At 33.8% G+C, this 18,283-nt stretch carries 15 protein-coding genes; 1 reads left to right on the forward strand and 14 read right to left on the reverse strand.

The window, feature by feature from the left end; all coding sequences use genetic code 11:
- Positions 1 to 11: 11 nt before the first annotated feature.
- The 3 genes from BVF91_RS04420 to BVF91_RS04430 all read right to left on the reverse strand — a co-directional run bounded on the left by BVF91_RS04420 (position 12) and on the right by BVF91_RS04430 (position 1,378).
- Complete coding sequence (locus tag BVF91_RS04420) at positions 12 to 320, reverse strand: PTS sugar transporter subunit IIB (protein WP_013787347.1); 309 nt, start codon at positions 318 to 320, stop codon at positions 12 to 14.
- A 167-nt stretch (positions 321 to 487) separates the two neighbouring features.
- Complete coding sequence (locus BVF91_RS04425; RefSeq protein ID WP_085112274.1) at positions 488 to 1,018, reverse strand: glycine/betaine/sarcosine/D-proline family reductase selenoprotein B; 531 nt, start codon at positions 1,016 to 1,018, stop codon at positions 488 to 490.
- 27 nt (positions 1,019 to 1,045) lie between these two features.
- Positions 1,046 to 1,378, reverse strand: coding sequence for a PTS lactose/cellobiose transporter subunit IIA (locus BVF91_RS04430; protein WP_015311075.1), 333 nt, complete (start codon positions 1,376 to 1,378; stop codon positions 1,046 to 1,048).
- 300 nt (positions 1,379 to 1,678) lie between these two features.
- On the opposite strand from BVF91_RS04430, the gene BVF91_RS04435 reads away from it, so the two are divergent.
- A complete protein-coding gene (locus tag BVF91_RS04435) occupies positions 1,679 to 4,378 on the forward strand; it encodes a sigma-54-dependent transcriptional regulator (protein ID WP_085112275.1) in 2,700 nt (899 codons plus the stop codon).
- Positions 4,379 to 4,494: 116 nt separating this feature from the next.
- On the opposite strand, the gene BVF91_RS04440 is transcribed toward BVF91_RS04435, so the two are convergent.
- From BVF91_RS04440 to BVF91_RS04490, 11 genes are all read right to left on the reverse strand, one after another.
- Positions 4,495 to 4,914 carry a putative toxin-antitoxin system toxin component, PIN family gene (locus tag BVF91_RS04440; RefSeq protein WP_085112276.1) on the reverse strand — a complete coding sequence of 140 codons (420 nt, stop codon included), beginning with the start codon at positions 4,912 to 4,914 and terminating at the stop codon, positions 4,495 to 4,497.
- A complete protein-coding gene (locus BVF91_RS04445; RefSeq protein ID WP_085112277.1) occupies positions 4,907 to 5,161 on the reverse strand; it encodes a DUF2281 domain-containing protein in 255 nt (84 codons plus the stop codon). The genes BVF91_RS04440 and BVF91_RS04445 overlap by 8 nt, the downstream gene beginning before the upstream one ends.
- A 95-nt stretch (positions 5,162 to 5,256) precedes the next feature.
- Positions 5,257 to 7,722: a beta-mannosidase gene (locus BVF91_RS04450; RefSeq protein WP_085112278.1), complete on the reverse strand. Its 2,466-nt coding sequence runs from the start codon at positions 7,720 to 7,722 to the stop codon at positions 5,257 to 5,259.
- 73 nt (positions 7,723 to 7,795) lie between these two features.
- A complete protein-coding gene (locus BVF91_RS04455; protein WP_085112279.1) occupies positions 7,796 to 8,839 on the reverse strand; it encodes a Gfo/Idh/MocA family protein in 1,044 nt (347 codons plus the stop codon).
- A 75-nt stretch (positions 8,840 to 8,914) separates the two neighbouring features.
- On the reverse strand, positions 8,915 to 9,835 hold the full coding sequence (locus tag BVF91_RS04460) for a sugar phosphate isomerase/epimerase family protein (protein WP_085112280.1): 921 nt from the start codon (positions 9,833 to 9,835) through the stop codon (positions 8,915 to 8,917).
- Between the two features lie 13 nt (positions 9,836 to 9,848).
- Positions 9,849 to 10,583: a sugar phosphate isomerase/epimerase family protein gene (locus tag BVF91_RS04465; RefSeq protein WP_085112281.1), complete on the reverse strand. Its 735-nt coding sequence runs from the start codon at positions 10,581 to 10,583 to the stop codon at positions 9,849 to 9,851.
- 5 nt (positions 10,584 to 10,588) lie between these two features.
- Complete coding sequence (locus BVF91_RS04470; protein WP_085112282.1) at positions 10,589 to 11,680, reverse strand: Gfo/Idh/MocA family protein; 1,092 nt, start codon at positions 11,678 to 11,680, stop codon at positions 10,589 to 10,591.
- A gap of 14 nt (positions 11,681 to 11,694) precedes the next feature.
- Positions 11,695 to 12,687: a LacI family DNA-binding transcriptional regulator gene (locus tag BVF91_RS04475; RefSeq protein ID WP_085112283.1), complete on the reverse strand. Its 993-nt coding sequence runs from the start codon at positions 12,685 to 12,687 to the stop codon at positions 11,695 to 11,697.
- A gap of 327 nt (positions 12,688 to 13,014) precedes the next feature.
- Entirely contained in the window at positions 13,015 to 15,540 is a 2,526-nt protein-coding gene (locus BVF91_RS04480; protein WP_085112284.1) for a GH39 family glycosyl hydrolase, read from the reverse strand.
- 466 nt (positions 15,541 to 16,006) lie between these two features.
- Positions 16,007 to 17,335 carry a hexokinase family protein gene (locus tag BVF91_RS04485; protein ID WP_085112285.1) on the reverse strand — a complete coding sequence of 443 codons (1,329 nt, stop codon included), beginning with the start codon at positions 17,333 to 17,335 and terminating at the stop codon, positions 16,007 to 16,009.
- 22 nt (positions 17,336 to 17,357) lie between these two features.
- Positions 17,358 to 18,272: a sugar phosphate isomerase/epimerase family protein gene (locus BVF91_RS04490; RefSeq protein WP_085112286.1), complete on the reverse strand. Its 915-nt coding sequence runs from the start codon at positions 18,270 to 18,272 to the stop codon at positions 17,358 to 17,360.
- Between the last annotated feature and the right edge of the window lie 11 nt (positions 18,273 to 18,283).

Consider the following 18,283-nt stretch of genomic DNA (forward strand, 5'->3'; position numbering starts at 1 on the left):
ATAAATGAGAACTATTTATTAGCCATGCTTAAAGCTTGGTCTAACACTTTTTCCCCATCCATCATGCCGTAGACAACTGGATTTATCACATCTACAGGCACACCTTTTTCACTGCATATTTTCTTTGCTTTTGGCAAAATGAATTTTACCTGCGGACCTAAAAGAACCACATCCGCTTCTTCTACGTATTTTTCCATCTGTGCCTCAGGGTATGCATCGACAGCAACCTCTATGCCTCTTGCTTTTGCTGCTTCTTCAATTCTTCCAATCAACATGCTTGTGGATGAACCTGAAGAGCAAAATAGAATAATCTTAAGCATTAACGTTTTCCCTCCTTTCAAAAAGCTTTGTTTGTAAAAGCAATTTTGCGTTTTATCTTCAAGGATTTCCCTACTACATATCAAGACAAGAACTATTAAAACATCTTAAAAAGAGGGAAATCCCTTGAAAGCAAAAGTATTCAATCCAAAAACATCGGTATCACCCCTTAATCCTGTGGAAAATATCCTTCCTCTTCAGGAGATCCTATAGGCTGTCCTTGAGCCAACTTTACTGCAAACTTTGATATCTTTCTCAATGAATCGTTTAGTCCTATACCGCCTCTGTTGGGAGTCTCTATGATGTATATCTTTTTTTTGAACAATTCTGTACCTGTGTTGTCTTTCGACATGGCCGCAAATGCAGGAATATTTAATTTCTCTATGACGGCTTCTGTCAAATATCCACAGCAATCACCGTATCTTTTGTAGTTTAATGCAGGGCCACATATGACAACATCTGGATTAAACGCCTTTATCATGCTTAATAATTTTTCAATAGCTTCATCCTTATTTTCAAGAAAATAGTTATCACCACATATTACAGTGCCAATTATGTCACCGCCGTTTCTCATCATGGTGTTTTTCAAAAGCATCCCCAATCCTATAGCACCAAACTGAGATTGAGGTTCCATATTCATTTTTTCATCTGTTCCGTATCCTGCTTGAACTTGATTTAAAAATTGTACCGCTTTAATCATTTTATCCTCCTATTTAGTGTTTGATTTTTATTTTGTCACGCATGTATGAAGAACTGGCTCCAACATCTTTCTAAGCTCAATAATCTCTGATATGAGATTTTTCTCTGATATAGCAGTCATAAGATGATCTTGTGAATGCACGAACAATATAGAAAAATCTAATTTTTCGCCCGATGCTTCTTTTTGCAACATGCCGGTCTGCACATTGTGTGCCTTCTCGATAGCCTCATTAGCCTGAGACATAAGTTTTTCAGCTTCTTCAAATTCGCCGTCATACGCCTTTCTAAGCGCTTCATGTGCATATGCCCTTGCTTCACCTGATTGTATAATGATTTCCATAACTATTTGCTGCAAATCCATATTATTTTCCTCCTTGAATTGGTTTTATCTATTTTGGGGTTCACTAAATAATATATGCAAAAACCATGCCAAAACACTAAACTGCGTAAAAAAGCCGCAATTTATGCCGTCCATGCGCTTTAAAGCGAGTAGTGTTTCTTAGTGTTTAATAAAAATCTGCATATTGTTTTATTGTTTTTTATTAGTGTTTTAATGTTTAAATAGTGTTTAATCCAATAAATCACTATTGAAAAACTTATTGCGAAATATATAATAAAATATAGGTAGAGAAAGTTATTTGTGGTAAAGGGGATCTTTAAGTTGAAAAGAAAAGAATTAATTTTAAAAAAGTTGATAGAGCTAAATAGAGGAAACGGCGTAGATGCCATGACGTTAGCAAATGAGCTAAATATGTCGCGAGCAAACGTTAGTCATGAGTTAAATCTTTTGTGCAAGGAAGGAAAAGTCGTAAAGTCAGATGGCAGGCCAGTGATGTTTTCACCTGTGTTTGAAAACACAAAAAGCAATTCCAGTGACAGCAAATTGTATGAACTGGACATGCTTATTAAAAACAATATAAGCCTAAAACAAGCTGGTGAACAGGCAAAAGCCGCTATTTTATATCCTCCTAAAGGAATACACTGCTTAATATTAGGTGAAACAGGTGTAGGAAAATCCACTTTTGCGCGAATAATGCACAAGTATGCCATAGATATGGGGGTAAAAAAGCCTGACGCTCCATTTATAGCATTTAACTGTGCAGATTACAGCAACAATCCTCAGCTTTTGACAGCGCAACTATTTGGGGTTAAAAAAGGCGCTTACACAGGCGCTGATACAGATAAAGAAGGGTTAATCGAGAAGGCAAATGGAGGAATCTTATTCCTTGATGAAGTCCATCGCTTACCGCCTGAAGGACAGGAGATCTTATTCACTTTCCTCGATACTGGATATTTTAGAAGAGTCGGCGATGTAGAAAACAGGACATCTGATGTGCTAATCATATCAGCTACAACTGAGGATCCTTCTTCATCCCTTTTAAATACATTTACCAGAAGAATACCGATGATAATTAAAATACCGCCACTTAGAGAAAGGACTTTAGAAGAAAGGTTTTACCTTTTAAAAAGATTTTTTAAACATGAAAGCATAAAGCTAAACAGAGATATATTCGTGTCCCTTAATTCCATGAGGGCGTTTTGTTCATATGACTGTCCAAACAACATCGGTCAATTAGAAAGTGATGTCAAGCTTATATGCGCAAAGGTCTATTCAGAATTTTTGACTAACAAGAAAAGCGACATAAGGATCTGCAGCAGAGACTTGCCTGATTATATAAAGAAAGGATTATACACAGATAAACAGCATAGGATGCTTTGGAATGAAGTCATAGGTGACGATATAGAATTCTTTAAGTTTTCTCCTACAAATGAAATAGAGGAAATTCCAACTGCATCTAACGATAACAGCATTTACGAGATAATAAACGACAGACTAAGGCAGCTTAAAGCAAAAGGTATATCTGATATAGACATTGAATCAATCTTGGAGAAAGACATAGCAAAGTACTTCCACAAGCAGATATACGGTATAACTGAGGAGAAAAACAAGCAGAATTTGATTCATATCTTAGGAGAAGACATAATAAGCATCACAGATAGGATCGCAGAACTTGTATCCGAACTACTTGGGAAAGATCTCAGCCAAAACAGCTATACTGCACTGGCTTTGCACTTAAACACGCTTATTGAAAGGGTCAACAAAAATAAACCTATTGTAAATCCTCAACTGTCAAAAATAAAGCAATTGTACCCAAGAGAATTTGAAGTTGCTATTGAAGCTAAAAAAATCATTGAGAGATATTTGAATGTTTCGATTCCAGAAGATGAAGCTGGATTTATCGCAATATTTCTCATGTCCGACAAGGAATACATCAATAAGCAAAGCGAAAAAGTCAAGGTGATAATAATTGCCCATGGCAATTCTACTGCTACGTCCATGGCAGATGTGGCTAATAAATTGTTGGGTGAAAATTATGCAATAGGTTTAGACGCCCATCTTGACAAAAGTCCTCTTGAAGTCTTAGAAACTTTAAAAGATTATGTGCGAAATGATATGAATCAGGCGGGATACCTTCTCTTAGTAGACATGGGCTCCCTTACAACGTTTGGCGAAACGATTGAAAGAGAGTTTAACGTGCCAGTAAAAGTTATACCGCTTATTTCAACACTCCACGTCATTGAAGCTACCAGAAAAGCGCTATTAGGCATGCCTCTTAACAATATTTACATGAGCGTACAGTCCATAAATTCTTATATGGAGAACAACATGGATTTCGCCCCACCAATAAGCGACAAAAAGAAAATCGCAATTATAACAGCATGTCTCACTGGTGAAGGCGCCTCTGTTGCGATTAAAAGCTTCTTGAAAAACAACTTAAAGTACGACAAAGATTTATTTGAGATAATACCAATTGACAGCCTTGATAAGCACATGACAATGAAAAAAATAAATGAAATCCAGGAAAACATGGAAATAGCTTTTATCGTATCGTCTTTCCCATTGGACACCAATATTAAACAGTACAGCATGAATGATGTCTTAAGCTTGAAAGTCATGAAAGAATTGCAGGAGATAGTAGATATTAAGACAACCCTCATCAAGATGGGCAATGTATTGAAAGAAAACATTCATAACATTGATGGAGAGGAACTCTACATCGACATACAAAACACTATAATGAAACTTTGCGACACGCTGTCGATTTGCTTTGATGATGACATGCTACTTGGCATAATACTTCACTTTGCTTTTATGGTAAGCAGAATCAAAAAAGGAGAAAAAAGCATTGAGTATATAGGAAAAGAAGAATATATTAAAAGCAACAAATCATTGTACAACGCAGTAAAGAAAGCATTGACACATTTAAACACAAAATATTCTATAATAATACCAGATGATGAAATATGCTATATAATGAGGTTTTTCCAAGAAAAAGATGCTCTTTTCAATATGATATGAAAAATCCCCTGTGCATTATATACATAGGGGATTGTTTATATCATATTGATGTTAATTTCTTCTAAAAACTCATTATAGATAAAAATATCACAACCTTTATGCCATCGTTTTAATCTTCAGTGCTTATTGTACATATTGTTTATAATTTGTAAAAATTCTTTAACTGTTACAATGCGTATTCCTTTATATTCTTTTATTTCTAACAAATCTTTATCTCCGGATATTATATAATTGCAATCACCATCAATTGCACAGTTAATGAACTTATCATCATCTTTATCCCGAGATATCGCTACATTGCTTGTAACATGCACAAATTCTGCAAGATTTTCAATAAAATAAAACATTTTTTCTTTGATTTCTTTACGAAAATGAAATTTTTTATATTCCACAACTTTTCTATATTCATAGTATATATTCTCAGATATTACCCACGTGAATTTGTGCATTGCACAGTTTTCAAAAAGTTCTTCCATGATGGGACTACTAAACAATATTGATACAAATACATTAGTGTCAATTACAGCTCTAATCATTTGTATACCTTATTTCTTTTACCAAATCAGAAATATTTTCTTCTGAATAACCGTATCCTTCTAATACCTTTTTAGTTTCCTTCGTTGTTTCAAACATATCTCTTACAATCTTTAACCTCTTTTGTATTAGATACTCTACAAAATCTAAAACTTCTTTCTGTTCATCTTTAGGCATTGCTTTTACTTTCTCATATATTATATTATCTAATCTATCATTGATTGAGTTTGACATTTTTATCACCACCATTTATTATTCCTTCTTTAATTATATCATTTTTTAAAAATATAAAAAGGTATGTGTATAGCAAAAACATTGCAAAACACATACCTTTCCATCAATAGTTATATTTTTAAAATAGAATTTATAAGATTTATGATTTTTATATCTCCCGGCTCTTTTGAACATTTTAAAGTGTACTTTTCACCAGGTATCATGTTAAGAAAGTTGTCACTTAGAGAAACGTCGTTTTCTGTGTCGACAAACACTCCAAATGCAGGTACATCAGTTGAAAGAATTATGTCAGTTCCCTCGACATGGCACGTAATGTTAGGTTCTGTAAGTTTAAGGTTCCTAAATTTATCAAAAATATAGTAATTTTCATATATCTTTTCATCAACAATCATCCTTACGTATACGACGCTGTTTAATAGTTTCCAATTTTTCTCAACAGGAAGTGTACAATGGGATGCATCAACAGGTACCACATGAGGCACATGCTCTTCAGCAATCTGGCGCTCATCATAATGCGCTATTTTAACAACATCGTTGGCAATCAATCTTGTATTAAACTTTTTCTCCCACATCTTTTCGCCATCAAAGCTGTAGCACAATACTTCCACATATGCTTCTACATCCTGCTGCAAATCGCTTATACCGTAAATCGTTATTCCACCATCTTCCTCTGCGATATATGGCAAAACATTTGCAAAAAACCTGCCAGAATAATAGTAAAGAGCCTTTTTCCTTTTGTAGTAGTCTATGCAAGACCAGCTTGCTACTGGCCAACAATCATTAAACTGCCAATAAAGTGTTCCTGCCGTCTTAAATTTGCGGCTTCTCCAATGCTCCACTCCTTTTTTTATGGCTTCAGCTTGATTAAACTGTGTCAAATACACAAAACTTTTAAAGTCTTTTGGAAAACCCAACTCACTTATCATATACCTTATGAGCCTTTCCATGCCACCTATCTGCTTATTATGTGATACAACAACAGGGCTTAAGATATTCCTGTCTTCTTCGTTTGTATACGACAATACCGTCTTCCAATCAGGCATTGACTGGAAGCCAAACTCGCTTACAAATCTGCTTTTATCAGCTAAATAGGCTTTGACATCAATCCATCCACTCCATACATTCCACTGATGCCTGTCACCTTCTGATTCACTGTTGGGATCTACTCCACCGTATGGGCTTGATACCCAATAGGGTCTTGATGGATCATACTTTTCGCAAATCTGTGGCAATATTTCTTTGTATATGTAATTTCCTAGATACTTCGGATCACCATTTCCCCACCAAGAGTAGAAACCAGTGTTGTTTTCATTGTTGCCGCACCACAATACGATGGATGGATGGTTCCTAAGCCTTAAAAGTACATCCTCTGCTTCTTCTGCAGCCATCTGCTGAAACCAATCAAATTGATCCGGATATTGAGCACAAGCGTACATAAAATCCTGCCAAACCATTATACCCATTTTATCACACGCATCATAGAAAGCCTCATCCTCGTAAATGCCGCCACCCCAGACTCTTAGCATGTTCATATTAGCATCTTTAGCAAGCTTTATAAATGTATAGTAATCTTCTTTGGTTATTCGGGGCAAAAAGCTATCTGCAGGTATCCAATCAGCCCCTTTTGCAAAAATCTTTATTCCGTTTATTTCAAAGATAAAACTTTCGCCAATATCATCTTTCTCACGAAGAAGTTCTACAACCCTTATACCTGATCTGAAATTTAACTCATCAACAACCACATCTGCCATTGTAAGCTTTATGCAAATGTCGTAAAGGTTTTGCGGTCCTACACCATTTGGATACCATAGCTTTGGTTCATCTATCTTAAACGCCGCATCAATTTCACCGTATGTAATTGGAACAACCTTTCTACCGCATACTTCTCCATCATATGAAATAGTGACTTCCGCCTTTAAGTCAAAATCAGCAAAATACGATATAGAGGCAGAAACCCTTACATATGCTGCGCCATCTCTCAACTTTTCTGTGTAAAAGAACGGTTTTTCAATTGCTGCATCTTTTATGATAGATATATATGCATCCTTCCACAGCCCAACTTGAATCAATCTCGGGCCCCAATCCCATCCAAATGAATACTGCGCTTTTCTAATGTATGGTCTTGCCGATTCAAACGATGATTCCAGCTTCAGAGGGCTGTCTTTTTCAATGCTTCTTATCGCCTTTGTTATAGATTGAAAATACACTTCTAAAACATTGTTTTTCTCTTTTATCAAATCTGTCACATCATATTCATAGGAAATAAACATGTTTTCAGCAGTACCTAAATAATCTCCGTTAAAGTAAATGTCCGCCAACGTGTCGATGCCTTCAAACACCAACTTGATTTCGTCAAATTCATCAGGAAATTCAAAATCGAATTCTTTTCTGTAAATCCACTCTTTATCCTCTAACTTGTGACATTCAATTTCATTCATGCGATAAAACGGATCGCTAATCTTGTTTTGAGTCATTAAATCAAGCTGAACGCATCCAGGAACCTTACCTTCAAGCCAGTCATATGAAGTCGCTTCTCTAAATTGCCATGTGCCATTTAATGAAATGCGATTTTCCATGTGTCTCCTCCTTTCCCATCAAAATTTATCGTATTTGTTATTTGTACATATTATTCATGATTTATATATTATTTTATAGCTCAACAGCTTTTCCTAGCTGGTTTGATTTAAACGCAGCTTCTATTATTGAATAAACCTTTTTTACTTCATCTGGTTTTACTATAAGCTCCGCTTTTCCTTCGATCGTATCTCGGACATTTGCATAAAACTCTATCCATTCCGAGTTTACAACTGGAAGTTCAAAATGATCTTTTACTTCTTCTGGCCTCGGTGCAAATGTGCGAGTCGGCCCTGCTGTTGTCTCTACTATTTCCGCATCAAATTTGTCAGCAAGCTTATTTAGCTTGACAATTTCACCATGTCCTTCAAAATCATCTACTACCAATGTTCCTTTATCTCCGCCCACAAACCATCTTGGCAATGGCTTTAGACAAAATGTTCCAACTTCTATCTGTGCAGATAAACCATTTTCAAATTTCATCAACAGTTTAAAATAGTCATCTACATCTTTATTTAATACGCTAAATAGTTCAGCGTATACTCTAACTACTTTATTTGGAATCATATATAGAATCTGGTCTATAAGGTGGACGCCCCAATCTAAAAGCATACCACCACCGCACTCTTTTTTATTCCTCCAACCGTAAATCAATCCACCTGCACCGTGTACCCTGCTTTCGATTGTATAGACATCACCAATTATACCTAATTCTATAGCTTTTTTCACTTTGTTAAAGTCTTTATCCCATCTGCGGTTTTGATGTACTGTAAACACTACATTATTCTTTTCTGCAGCCTCTATTATTTCATCTATTTCCCTCATCGACATTGCAACAGGCTTTTCAACTATGACATTCTTTCCAGCATTTGCTGACGCCACTGCAAGATCCTTATGCACATCGTTGGGAGTTGCGATTAATACGGTATTTATTTCCTCATCACTTAAAAATTCATCCAACTTATCATATCCTCTAAGCCCAGCTTCTTTTGCTACATCAACTTGATATGCATCAATATCGTACGCCGCTACTACATCTACACCTTTAACTTTTGGGGCGTTTTTATGATGCCACATTCCCATTCCACCATAGCCTATTATTCCAAGTTTAATTGGCATCTTTCTACCTCCTACGTGATTAAATAAAAACATTTTATAGACAAGTAGATTAAGCTACTTGCCTATTTGAAGTATTTATATGAATTGTTTCAAATGATCATATCCTAACTTCAATCCTTCTTTTACTTTCTCCTCACTGCCTTCATACAGTGGGTCTTCATGTTCAACGCTTATAACTCCATCGTATCCTACATCTTTTAAGGCTTTTATAAACTTGTTCCAATCAACTTGACCAAGGCCAGGCATCCTAAATCTCCAATAGCCTGTTTCGCCTTTTTTATGAAATTGCCTGTTAAATACGCCATACCATTCAAGCTTATCCTTGAAAATTTCAGCGTCTTTCGCATGAACATGAAATATCCTGTCCTTAAATGCCGGAACAACTTTTACATAATCTATAAGCTGAAATAAAAGGTGGGACGGATCCAAATTAAGTCCAAAATTCATAGATGGTATCCTTCTAAACATCTCTTCCCAAAGCTCAGGAGTAAATGATATTGTGCCGGGAAGACCTTCTCTCTGCCAACCTTCCATCGGGCAATTTTCAATTATTACTTTTACGCCTTTACTTTCTGCATAGCTTACTATATCGCCAAAAATTTTTTCAAATTCGTCAAAGTTTTCTTTTAAGTTTTTCTCAGGATTTCTCCCTATAAAAGTTCCAACCATAGATGTACCCAGCATTGCTGCAGCATCAATGCACTTTTTAGTGTGATTGTTTATAAATGCCCTCTTTTCAGGATCAGGGTGCAAATTATTGTCATAGTATGCCAAAGACGATATAGAAAGGCCCAAATCCCTCATGTATTCTTTTATTTTTTGAGCTTCTTCTTCTGTCAACGTTTCTACATCTATGTCACAACTGGAATAGTCTCTGTCGTTTAGCTGTGGCCAGCAAGCGATTTCTAATGATTTAAAACCATTCTCTGATGCCCACTTTGCCTTATCCAAAAGTGGCATATTCCCTAAACAAACTGTTAAAAATCCAAGATGCATAATCTATCTCTCCTCACATTTTCTTTATGTTATCAAAGCTTATCTTGACACTTTCAAGGGGCGGTCTTTTGCAAGCATCTTGTTCAACTATAAACCAATCGACACCTGCCTCAAGTGAAGCGTCTACAATCTCCTTAATATTCATAATACCTTCGCCAATCTCAGCAAAATCCTTTGTTGCCTCATCCATATCCTTTAGATGTACCAAAGGCACACGACCACTATACTTTTTAATGTAACTTACAGGATCTTCTCCAGCATATTTGACCCAATACGTATCTATCTCCGCCTTCAAAAAATTTGAATTTGCATTTTCATAGATCAAATCTAATCCGTATTTACTGTCAAACTCGACGAATTCATGATTATGATTGTGATAGCAAAAAATCAATCCTTTTTCTGCACACTTTTCTCCAATTTCATTAAAAAGTTTCGCAGTTTCAATAAAATCCTCTTTCCCCTCGTATTTGTTCCAAGGGCATACAATGTACTTGTTTCCTATTTCAATGTTGTACTCTATTTCTTCGTCAAGATTGTTTTTTAGCACATCTAAACTTATGTGGCTTCCAGTCGGAGTCAATCCAAGCCCTTCTAAATGTCTTCTTAGTTCATTTGCCTTTAAACCACCATATCCAGCAAATTCAACACCTTTGTACCCTATCTCTGCCACTTTCTCTAAAGTTCCTACAAAATCGTCTTTCAATTCATTCCTCACTGTGTAAAGCTGCAGTGACAACGGCAAATCCATATAAATCACCCGATTTCATTAAAATATACTGGCTTACCAGTTTTTGAAGATGTATATATCGCCTCTAATATCTGTGATACTACATATGCCTCTTCTGGCTTTACAACAGGTTCCGTATTGTTGATGATACTTTCTATCCACAACCTTGCCTCTAAGTCAGCAGCATCTTCTGCCTTTCCTTCGTAAAATGCCACACCACCTGAACTTAAATCGATTTTTGTAGTGTACAATCGTCCATTCATCTCTCCATTGATCCTAAGCCCGTCTTTCATATCTGCTCCACCTTCTGTCCCGCACAATGTGGTCTTTGCTTCATCCACATCGAGAGAATTTAAGGCCCAACTGGATTCAAGAATGATCGTTGCACCATTTTCCATTGTTATAAAGCCAAAAGCCGAATCTTCCACCGTAAATTTATCAGGATCCCATGGTCCCCAAGCATTCGCTGCATTTCTTCTTTCAGCTAATTTGCGGTATGTATTTCCGACAACGTATTTAGGCTTATAGTTGTTCATCATCCAAAGGGTTAAATCAAGGGCATGTGTGCCAATATCTATAAGAGGCCCTCCGCCTTGCTCTTCTTCGTTTAAAAATACTCCCCATGTAGGAACAGCGCGACGCCTTATAGCATGTGCCTTTGCAAAGTATATCTCGCCTAAGACACCATCTTGACACAATTTGTGCAAATACTGAGAGTCCGGTCTAAAGCGGTTTTGATACCCTATGGTCAACTTCTTCCCAGTTCTTTTTGCAGCATCCAGCATCCTTTTAGCGTCATTAGCAGTCTTCGCCATAGGTTTTTCGCACATGACGTGCTTACCAGCCTCTAATGCATCAACTGTTATATCTGAATGTGATTTGTTTGGTGTACACACGTGCACTACATCGATGCTTTTATCCTCTAAAAGTTTTCTGTAGTCATTATATGTCTTAGCTCCATCTACGCCGTAATCTTTTGCAGCCTTTAATGCCTTCTCCTCTTTTACATCGCAAAAAGCAACAATTTCTACGTTGTCAAGCTTTGATAGGGACGGCATGTGCTTGCCATTTGCTATGCCTCCACATCCTATTATTCCAACTCTTATTTTCTCTCCCATAAAAATTTCCTCCTTCATTTTACAGTAGAATGCCTTATTATCAATTCATGTTCTAAAACTATGTTTTCTTTATTCCCCCCTTTATTTTCTATTTGCTTTATGAGTAGCTCCATCGCAGTACAACCTATATCGTACTTTGGCTGAGACACCGTTGTAAGAGACGGATTGTACATGGGAGCAAAACTTATATTGTCAAATCCAACAATGCCAATGTCGTCAGGTACCTTCAAACCGTTTTCATAGCATGATTTAATTGCCCCAATAGCCATTATGTCTGATATGGCAAATATCGCTGTAATCTCTTTGTGATCATTTAAGAGACTTTGTGCTGCCCTGAAGCCGCTTTTAAATGAATAATCGCCATACCTTATGTAATCCGGATTAAATGAGATTCCTGAATCTTCTAAAGCACTTTTATATCCTTCTTCTCTGTGCTTTGTGGACAAAAAATTATTTTTGCAGCTAATAAGTCCTATGTGCTTATGCCCTAATCCAATCAGATGCTTTACCGCCTTGTACGATGCTTTGTAGTTGTCTATAGAGACGTGTGAAACATTTGCGCCTTCTTTGTACTCGCAGCACTGCACAACAGCATATTTTTCTCCTATCTCGTTTAGCTCATCTTTATCCATCTCAGGCGCCATAAAAATCACGCCGTCAGACAACCTGTTCTTTAAAAGCTCCAGGTACATCTTTTCTCTTTCAATGTTAGAATCTGTGTTGCAAAGCATCACGCCATACCCATTCTTTTGCGCCACATCCTCTATGCCTTTTACTATTCTTGCGTAAAATGGATTTGATATTGTTGGAAGCAACACCAGCACCATCTTAGTCTCCATCCTGCGAAGATTGCGCCCTAAAAGATTAGGATTGTAATTTAGCCTTTTTATGACAGATAAAACTCTTTCTCTCGTCTCATCCGAGACTCCAGGACTGTTATTCAAAACCCGAGATATTGTAGCAACAGATACGCCAGCTTCTTTAGCAACATCTTTTATCGTTATCATAGCAGCTCCTTCGTAATTGATTACTATAATTTTAAGTGAAATTTCCTTGATTTTAACCTATCAATAACCCTTACTAAAAATATTTTACGTAACGGATTACATTAATATCATAAATCAAGTTTTCCATCATGTCAATTTCAATAAGATATTTATTCACCAAATTATAAAGCAGAAAATTTGTTGAATTTGCCGAAAAAGAAATTATTAAAGAACAACGCTATTTATTAAACTTTTATTGATACAAAAATAGCCCTGACCGATTTTTGTAGTTGTCGGTCAGGGCTCATGAGTAAAAATGAAATGGCGGAGCGACAAACAACTTGGGGATCAAGACTCATAATCATATTCTATTTCATATAAATTTATTTCATGTGGTTCAAGTATACTATTTATTCTAAGCTCATCTTTACAATCTAAGTAAAAAATTGTTAGCCTGGGAATACAAATTTGTTTTAAATAATTAATTTCATCATTTTTAAGATTGTAAATCGCATTCATTTTTATCCATTCGTCTAAAATACTTCCATGTTTTCTGTTGAGAATATATTTTTTAACACGATAACGCCCATCTTTTACACCCTTCATATTAATGTTTAAAACTAATTCTTTGTAATTTTCAAAAATATCGTAATACTCATTCATGCTTATTAAAGCATCTTCATTCAAACAATAAAAATAGTCAAAATGCTTATAGTTATATGTTATAATCACATATTTATAGTCTGATTTTTTTGTTATAATATAACCTTCCCCCTTTTTTATGAGCATATTTCCTAATCTCGATAACATCCAATAAGCGAAAAATCCAGGTTTCCTTATGCCATCTCTACTTATAAGTCCCATATCTCCATAAAGTAATGCTTTAGAATCATTTAATTCACCAGATAGATCTGAACAATACCAATATCCAAAGCTATCAGAATTATCTAAATTGTCAACAATATTTTTTATTATATATGCAGCCTTAAATGTAGTATCATTAGCTGGATGCCTATGTGAAATCGTGGAATTCCATTCTGTAACATGAACCTCTGGAATATGACTTCCTAAAGTTTTTAAAATTTTACATACTTTATTCAAATAATATTTATTAAAATCTTTGTTTGTTGAAGGTATGAGCCTTAATGAGCTATCATCTATATCGGATTTTTTCTCATCAACTAGTTGATAAGGATATAAAACTACGGAGAAGAAATCTGGATGAACTCCATATTCACTCCATTGTTTCAATAGATCCGGTATCCACTTTAAATTTATCTCCGGATTAAGACCTGGTCCTCCTACTTTTGCATCAGGAACTAATTGTTTTATAATATTATAACAAGTTTTAAAAAAGGCCATATATTTACTGAAGCTGCCATCCCAAATGACATAATTTTTTTCTCCTTCTTTCCAAATTTCAAAATACCACTGTGACACTTCATCTATACCATATCTTCTAATGCAATGTTCAATAAACCTTTTTAGCAACTCGAAATACTCTTTTTTTTCATAATTATAATTAATTGTATAGTTTTCATAATATATTATTTTTTCCGGTGTTATATTCAATACTTTAGCCTTAATACCTATCTCTATAAAAGGTCTCATTCCAATGTCATATATAAAATCAATTAATTTATCTATCTTTGTAAAATTATAATCAAAGTCTAACTTATTTTTAACTGTATCAAAAAGCATTTCCTCACTAAAAATCCCCTGAAATCTAGCATATTTAAATTTGATAGTTTTTTGTATATCAATTAAATGCTGCTGAAAATCAGATCTTAATCCATTTGATGCATAGCCTAAGTTTATCATATTATTCCATGTATGAAAAATTTGTTCTCCTTTATCAATCTTTAAATCAATATTTATATCAGCATTAATTGTTGCATCTTCTGCTTTGTCTATAGCATTTATTTTTTCCTCTTTTTCTATATAATCCTTTAAATGCTTAATAACTTCAGTAGGCTTAACTGGTATAGTTTCTGGAATTTGCATATCAATTTCATCTATACTTTGCTGTTTTTTTCTAATTTCATTTCTATAGTGGGCTGGAGTAGTATCATATTTTTCCTTAAAAATTTTGTTAAAAGATGCTAAATTAGGAAATCCATTCTTCATAGCAATTTCTGTAACAGAATGATCTGTTTGAATCAATTCTTTTACTGCTTCACCCAAGCGTATTTCAGCTAAATATTTGGTAAATGTCAAATTCATATGTTTTTTAAAAAATTTAGATAAATATTCAGGAGTCAAATAGTTCGCTTTTGCCACATCATAAAGAGAAATTTGTTGATTGTAGTTTTGTTTAATATATTTTAAAATTTTATTCATGCGCTCACTATATTTATTATTCTTTATATCTGATGAATACATACCATCAGACGTAGTTATTAAAAAATTTCTATTCAATAAATAAATAAGTTCGTACAACAATGACATTATCTTTAGCTCGCAATTATCATCTTTTTTTGAATACTCATACATGATTTTAGCTAATACCTTTCTTATAGCATCGTATTCTTCATGTTTTCCTTTTTTATGTTTGTCTATACATGTATTACACAGGTAAATGCTTGAGTCTTTATTACTTAATTTATTAAAAAAGTCATAATCAATTTGCAAAAATAGAATAAGGTTTTCATTTGTTCCATTTATTTCATAGCTATCTCCGTTATTAATTAATGCAACATCACTATCGATTAATTTATAACATTCATTATTTAAAATTATACTTACTTCCCCTTTTAGAACAAAAATAAATTCGATATTTTTTTGAATATTAGAAGGTATCTTTCCTATTTTGCTGACATATATTTTAATCGGCAATCTAACATCATTTTTTATTAATTCAACATTATCATCCATGTATTTTTCACTCCTAAAATTCTGTTGATATGATGTATAATACATGATAAAAATTCTTGTTTTAATTAATTTTTTAAGCTGAAGCAAATTATCATCATGTAAAACAGAATATATACATCATTATGAAAAGTATGAAAACATAATATTTAAGCTCTTAAAAAATACCACTCAAATTTATACCTCTTGTCTTATTTTATGAATTTATTATAACTTATAATTGTTCTAATGTCTATTTTTCCTGTTTCTATAAATAAAAAGGATTGTGCACAATAATTAGGCTTACACTAAATAAACAATTATTGCCAACAATCCTTGTAAATTTAATTAATCTCATCTTTTCCTGATTAATTATTATATTATCAAATAACTATAATTAACCGCATTTTCTTTAATATTCTTTTATCTATTTTACTTCAATGATTTTTAACCAGTATTTTCTCGCATAAACAACAATAATATATAACTGCTAATTTATTAATCCCGCTATAGCAGTCCCAATAAGTGTAGCATTTTCAGCTTTAATAAATTCACAATACAGTCCATATTTGTCATTCAAATATTGTTTTACATAATAATCTAATTTGTTTCTAAAAAGCTTAGATTTATAAAATGTTGAACCTTCAGCCGTTATGCATACCGGTTTGCATGGGTTATTCCCTTTTCCTATTTTAAGAATAACCGAAGCTAAGTTTATCACTGTTAATTTTGCCGCTCTTTCAATTATAGCATCAATAATATAATATAAAGTTTGTTTGTCATTCTCATTTGAATTAAAATTTCCGGTATTGCTATAATTAGCTAAAACATTATCGTTGGAATACGGAAAATAGCAAAAATCTGTTATTTCTTTAGAAGTAAGATTATCAACGTTTTTGAACTTCTCTTTAAATTTAGAAGAAAATAATCCTTCATCAATAGCCTTTCTAATAACTTCGAGTATAAGTCCGCCCTGATAAGCTCCTGATATCATTTTTTCAAACTTTTGATTTCCAGGATCTGCTGTAGTTTTATCAAAAATTTCATCAATAATGCCTCTAGGTGCTTTTGCATATCCACCCGATTCAATGTTAATGATTGTATCACCTTCTGTTTCTGATAATTTTTCTACTTTCTTTATATTTGTATTTTTCTCAATATAGCAAGTATTAGTTCCAGTACCTAATATAAAACCAATATAGCTGTCAAATTCTCTGTCAGGGCACTCTGCTTTACCTCCTAATAATGTGGCTACTGTGTCATTAAGGAGTACAGCTTTTTTACAATTTTCGTATCCTCTTTCTTTTAAAGTCCTCAGTAATGCCGAACCTATCTCGACTCCTATCATATCTTTCACTTTAACTTCTTTATTAAATTTTATAAGTTTTCCATCTTTATTAGGAAGTATCTCTGTCGGATACGAAAAGCAAAAACCAATTTTACTGCTTTTGTGTATTATTGGTTCTATATATTCAGCTATTGTATTAAAAAATTCATCGCTTGTTATTTCTCCTTTTGTACCGGGCATATCATAAGTTTTAAAATCTTCAATAATAGCTTTAATACCATTAAATGTCACAACAGCTCTTCTAAAATTTGTTCCTCCAGCATCTATAACTATTACTGGCTCATTTAGAGGAACATTTTCTTGTAAGCTTATATAAGTACAAAGCATTTTTAAAGATGTGTCTTCTTCTCCATTAAGCCCTTTTTCCATCTCTTTTATAAAATCATCTATACTTCTATCAACATTTATATCCTCATAATGCATTCCATATTTTTTTAAAAATATTGTTACTTTCTCTTTATTACTTTTCATAGAATCTTCTCTCCTATAACAGTTAAATAATAAACTGTTTTATATAGTTTCTACTTATAATTAGAGATTTTTTAATTGATTCAAAAGAATCTTCAAAGGCTTTATCCTCTATTTCTATACATGCTGCTCCAGTATATTTTATGTCAGTTAAAGCTGAAATAAATTTATTCCAATTCACATCGCCTAATCCTGGAATCTTTGGTGAAATATATTGAAGTGGTGTCGCCATTATGCCTACTTGGTCTAATTTATCCTTATAAATCTTGATATCTTTAAAATGAACATGGAATATCTTATCTTTAAATTCATATATAGGTTCTACGTAATCTATATGTTGCCATATAAAGTGTGATGGATCATAATTTAACCCAAAGTTCTCACTCGGTATAATCTCAAACATTCTTCTCCATATGCTCGGCGTTGTAGCAAGATTTAATCCACCAGGCCATTCATCATAAGTAAATAGCATTGGACAGTTCTCTATTGCTATTTTTATATTATTTTCTTCCGCAAATTTTACTATAGGAATCCAAACGTCCTTAAATATTTGAAGATTCTCCTCAACTGTTTTGTTTTTATCTCTGCCGATGAATGTAGTTACAGTATCTATTCCTAAGATATTAGCAGCCTTTATTAATTTTTTAATATGCTCAATATAAAATATTCTTTTCTCTATGTCAGGATCTAATGGATTTGGATAGTACCCTAAAGCTGAAATTGTAACGCCTTTTGATTTTGCATAGTTATTTATATATAACGCGTTTTCTTTATTCACATCTGTTACGTCTATGTGAGTAACACCAGCATATCTCCTTTCAGCTTTACCAACTGGCCAACACATCATTTCTATACATGCAAATCCATTTTCTGATGCAAAATCAATTACCTGCTCAAATGTTAAGTCTGCCAATATAGCACTTACAAATCCTAATTTCACACTAACCCTCT

The sequence above is a fragment of the Thermoanaerobacterium sp. PSU-2 genome, from assembly GCF_002102475.1.
Taxonomy (GTDB): Bacteria; Bacillota; Thermoanaerobacteria; order Thermoanaerobacterales; family Thermoanaerobacteraceae; genus Thermoanaerobacterium.